This window comes from Methylomonas sp. BG-2 (assembly GCF_057766305.1).
Map to the genome: position 1 here is coordinate 1 of NZ_JBYMAP010000282.1, position 4,746 is coordinate 4,746.

3 protein-coding genes are annotated in these 4,746 nt (G+C 57.1%); 1 reads left to right on the top strand and 2 read right to left on the bottom strand.

Annotated elements, in window-relative coordinates; genetic code table 11:
* On the top strand, positions 1-684 hold a 684-nt coding region (locus AC3B8H_RS18680; protein ID WP_488443040.1), incomplete at its 5' end, for a diguanylate cyclase domain-containing protein.
* Between the two features lie 4 nt (positions 685-688).
* Here AC3B8H_RS18680 and AC3B8H_RS18685 read toward each other — a convergent pair.
* Both AC3B8H_RS18685 and AC3B8H_RS18690 read right to left on the bottom strand, forming a co-directional pair.
* Positions 689-4,282: a PAS domain S-box protein gene (locus AC3B8H_RS18685; protein WP_488443041.1), complete on the bottom strand. Its 3,594-nt coding sequence runs from the start codon at positions 4,280-4,282 to the stop codon at positions 689-691.
* 59 nt (positions 4,283-4,341) lie between these two features.
* A partial coding sequence (locus tag AC3B8H_RS18690) for a response regulator transcription factor (RefSeq protein WP_488443042.1) occupies positions 4,342-4,746 on the bottom strand: 405 nt, incomplete at its 5' end.

Consider the following 4,746-nt stretch of genomic DNA (forward strand, 5'->3'; position numbering starts at 1 on the left):
CATATCCCGATTTTTAGCGAATACTCCGCAAAGCTGGCCGATCTCGAAACAGCGTATGCCGAGAACCTGACGCGATTAACCGCCGCTCAGGAGCAGATCAAGGCGCTGGAGAAAGATAACTTGTCTTGCAGAAAGCGGTTGAAAAAACTGGCGAAACGCTATCTGAAGGCGCGCTATTTCGCCGATCACGACGACTTGACCGGCTTGCCGAACCGACGTTTGTTCGAAGACCGCCTGAAACAGGCCATCGCTCAGTCCCCTAGGCATCACAAACCCGTGGCGTTGCTGTTTCTGGATTTGGATAAATTCAAATACATCAACGACACCTTCGGGCACACCGTCGGCGACCGAATGTTACAGCAAGTGGCGGAGCGTTTGACGGCTTGCATTCGTCGCGGCGATACCGCTTGCCGCTACGGTGGCGACGAATTTATCGTGATGTTGCCAGAGATGGCCGGCCAGGACAGCGGCGACATCGTCATCGATAAAATTCGCAAGCAACTATCCATGCCGTACCGGATCGACGATCTGGACATCCAACTCACCATCAGTATCGGGATTGCCACTTATCCGGCCGGCCAGCAAAATATCGAAGAGTTGATCGTTCAAGCCGATGCGGACATGTACCGGGCTAAAAATGCGTGGGCCGGCTGCTGCGGTTCGGTTTGGCGCGCCAAACCGTAGCGCGCTAGTCCTGCGCGGCGGGTAGGTAGGCCTCGATTAATGCCAGTAAGCGTGCGGGCTCCAGCGGCTTGGAGAATGCTTTGCAATTCGGCAGCTGCTTGCCCAGCGTTTTGGTCAAAGCGGTGTTGCCGGTGACGATCAGCGCGGGTGATTCGACGCCGATCGCGGCACGAATCCGGCCTATCGTTTCGATACCGTCCAATCCCGGCAGTTGGTAATCGCTGACAATCAGGCTAGGCCGCAAGCCGTCGCCAATCGCTGCCATTGCCGCCTCGCCGTTTTGGGCGAAATGGCCACTGATGCCGTGCGCCTCGAACAGCATTTTTACCGCTTTGCAGATCGCCGGATCGTCGTCGATAAACAAGACATGGGCCGCGCTGTTATTGTTTGCTGTCGGCTTGGCGGGTTGGGTGTCGGCGGGCACTGGCAGTGTGGTACCTAACGGCACCTCCACCGAGAATACCGAGCCGACGCCCGGCTGCGAATCGACCGCCAGCTGCAAGCCGAGTATGTCGGCGATATGCTTGACAATCGCCAAGCCCAGCCCGAGACCGTTATCGCGGTGGCGCTCGGTATTGTCGACTTGGTAGTACGCCTCGAAAATATGTCCCACGCTATCGGGCGGAATGCCTATTCCGGTGTCTTCGACGGAGATGCGCGCCGTATTGTCGCTGCAGGCGCAGGAGACGTTGATTTGGCCGCGTTCGGTATATTTGATGGCGTTGGCGACAAGATTGCCGACGATGCGTTCCAGCAAGGCCGGATCGCTATGTATTACGCATTCCTCGTGCTGGTATGCCAGGCGCAGGCGTTTGATCTCGGCTTGCAGCACGGTCGACGCGGCGAGGCGGTCGAACAATTCCCGCAACGGAAAATCACGTTTGCTGGGTACGATAATGCCGCTTTCCAAGCGGGCAATGTCGAGCAGTGCGTCCAGGATCGAGCCCATCATCGCGATCGACTCGTGCAAGTCGTCACATATCGCCTTGCAATCGGACGCCTCCAGCCGCTTTGCCAGCACCGACAGGTACAAATCGGCCGATTGCAGCGGCTGGCGCAAATCGTGGCTGGCGGCATTTAAAAACCGGGTTTTGAATTCGTTGGCTTTTTCAGCAGTAACCAGCGCGTCTTTGAGCTCCCGGGTTCGGGCTTTCACCGCGGCTTCAAGATGCCTTTTGTTGCTGCGCAATTCGGCTTGGCTTTGTTTCAGCGCGGAAATATCCGAGACTACCGTCAGTACTGTCTCCTGCTCGCCGTTTTGCTTGTGTAAGATACAGATATATTGGTTGACCCAATGCACCCCGCCGGATTTGCAGACATAGCGGGCCTCGATCTGGAAAAAACGTACTTTGCCCGCGCTCAATTGCCGAAAGTTGTGCAGGTAGCTGTCGATATCGGCGGCATACATGACCTTTTTCAGCGGAAGCCGTTGCAGTTCTTCTCGGCTGTATCCCAGTAAATTGCAGTAAGCCGTATTGCAATCCAGCAGATTTCCACCCCGGTCTCTAACCGAAATCCCGACCAAGGCATTGTCGAAAACGCGGCGAAAATGTTCCTCGCTTTGCCGCAGGCTGGTTTCCGCCTGACAGCGCTTGATGAAATTGGCCGCCTGTTGCGCATAGATATCGAGCATGCTGGTTTCGAGTGTGTCCAAAACCCGCGGCGTCCGGAAATGGGTGGAGATCACGCCGATCGGTTGGCCTTCCCTGGACATGAGCGGCGTACTCTGCACGGCTCGGTAGCCGGCTCGGCGGGCGACCTCGCGGAACGGCGCGTAAAACGGATCTTGGTCGACGTCAGCGATCACTTGCCGCTGGCCGGTGCGTAATGCCAGTCCGCAAGCGGTCGGCGTTTCCGGCGACACGCTGCGAAAACAGTCCAGGAAATCCCGGCCAAAACCCTGTTGGCTGACGATTTGTAAATCGCCCTCGCGGCTTAACAATTGGATGTTACCCAGGTCGGCCTGTAGCATGCCCATGGTTGCCGTCAGCATTTCTTGCAACCCGTCCTCCAGGTTATTGGTTTGCCAGAGCCGGAAACAGGCCGTGCTCAGCAGCTCCAGCGTCTCCTCTTCCCGTTTTAGTTCGTGAATATCGGTACAGATGCCCAGCCATTCGCCGGCATCGCCCGTTATTTTTTGCAGGACGACGACCCGAATTTGCCACCAGCGGTAATTGTTTTCGAAGTTCAACAAGCGGCATTCGAGATTGAACGACGCTTGCTGGCGGATAGCCCGCTCCCAAGCCAGCATCACCCGCTGGCGGTCGTTCGGGTGGATCTGGGCGAACCATACTTCGTCCGGATGCGGTGGATTCGGACAATCCAGGTAAGTCAGCCATTGCGTATTGGCGTAGCTGATGACGCCCGCGCTATCGGCAATCCAAGCCATTTGCGGCATGGATTCGATCAGGCTGCGGAACAGCCGCTCGCTAGCAGTCAGGTTAAGGTAGCTCCGTTGCAAGTCCAACTCGATCTGCTTGAGCTGGTTGATGTCGATCACGATCACCATCAATTGCATCGGGTCGCCCGGCAGGGTGGAACCGTATTTTCGGACCCAGACCGGCTGGCCGGATTTGGCGATATAACGGTTTTCGATGACGAACGAAGCGATTTCACCGCCGAGTACTTGCCGGACCCGGGCCAGATTGGCCGCCAAGTCGTCGGGGTGGATCAGGCTCTGGAATTTGAGGCTTTGTAGTTCCGGTAACGAATAACCGGTGATCGTAGAGTAAGCGTTATTGCAATACTGAAAATGCCCGGCCAGATCGGTGATGGCGATGCCGGTAACCGCGTTGTCCAAGATTTTGCGGAAATGATCTTCGCTGTTTCGTAACTTGGTTTCGGCGTCCTTGCGCGCGGTGATGACTTCGGTGAACAAAATCGCGCCGCCGACGCTGCCGTCGTTGGCATACCAAGGACACATTTCCCATTTCACCCAATCGATCTCGCCGTCGGCGCGGACAAAAATGTCGTCGTCGGTACGCAACACCTCTCCGGCCAGGCAGCGGCGGTGGATCTCGCGCCAGCGTTCGGGAATATCCGGAAACACCTCGTAGTGGCTTAAGCCGATGATGTCGCGCCGATCCAGCCGGTAATCCTCCAGCCAGCGCCGGCTCGCCGCCAGATAGCGCATGTCCCGGTCGAACATGGCGATGGCAGACGGCGCGTGCGCCATGAACAGGCGGAAGCGCTCGTCGTTGAGTAGCGCTTGTTCGGCTTTTTTCAGATGGCTGATGTCGCGGACGGTGCAGACGATGATCGAGTCCGGCTCGGTTTGCAACGGACTCAAGCTGATTTCCACCGGAAATTCGCGGCCGGATTTGTGCAAGCCCCACAGATTCAGGCCGCTTCCCATGCGTCTGACCTTGGGTTCCGCCATGTAAGATTGCCGCTGTTGCTGGTGCATGGCGCGGAAACGTTGCGGTAGTAGCTGGTCGATATCCAGCGTTTCCAATTCGGTGGCAGAGTAGCCGAACAGGGTTTCGACTTCGCGATTGGCGAACACAATTCGATGTTGTCCGTCGACTAGCAGCGTTGCATCCGGCAAGGTATCGATAAAATTTTTGAAAGGTGTCAGTACCGAAACAGGCTGGGTCATGGTAACACCGGCCGCCAGAAGTTACGCCTGGGGCGCGCGGAAAGTAAGAGGTTGGCCGGCTACGGTTCCGAGCGGTCGCCGGAAGCCAGACCGGATTCCGTAGCCAGTTTGACCAAATCGAGCAGATTTGTCGAGCCGGTCTTTTGCATCAGGCTGCTTTTATGCTTTTCTACGGTACGGTGACTGATATTCAAACCGCGGGCGATTTCTTTGGCGCTGGCACCGTTGACCACCAACTGCATGACTTCCCGTTCGCGCCGCGTCAGGTGCTCCACTCGCTGGCGGGCTTGTTGCCGGCGGTCGGCCAGGTCGAGCATCTGTTCGGATTTCGCCAGGGCCGAATGCACGGCGAGCAACAGTTTTTCCCGGGTCACCGGTTTGACCAGATAATCCTCGGCGCCTGATTTGATCGCTCTGACGCTGGCAGGAAATTCGCCGTGTCCGGTCAGAATGATCACCGGTAG

Excerpts from the sequence above, each read along its gene's own strand:
- AC3B8H_RS18685 (WP_488443041.1), bottom strand. The coding sequence starts at position 4,282 with ATGACCCAGCCTGTTTCGGTACTGACACCTTTCAAAAATTTTATCGAT.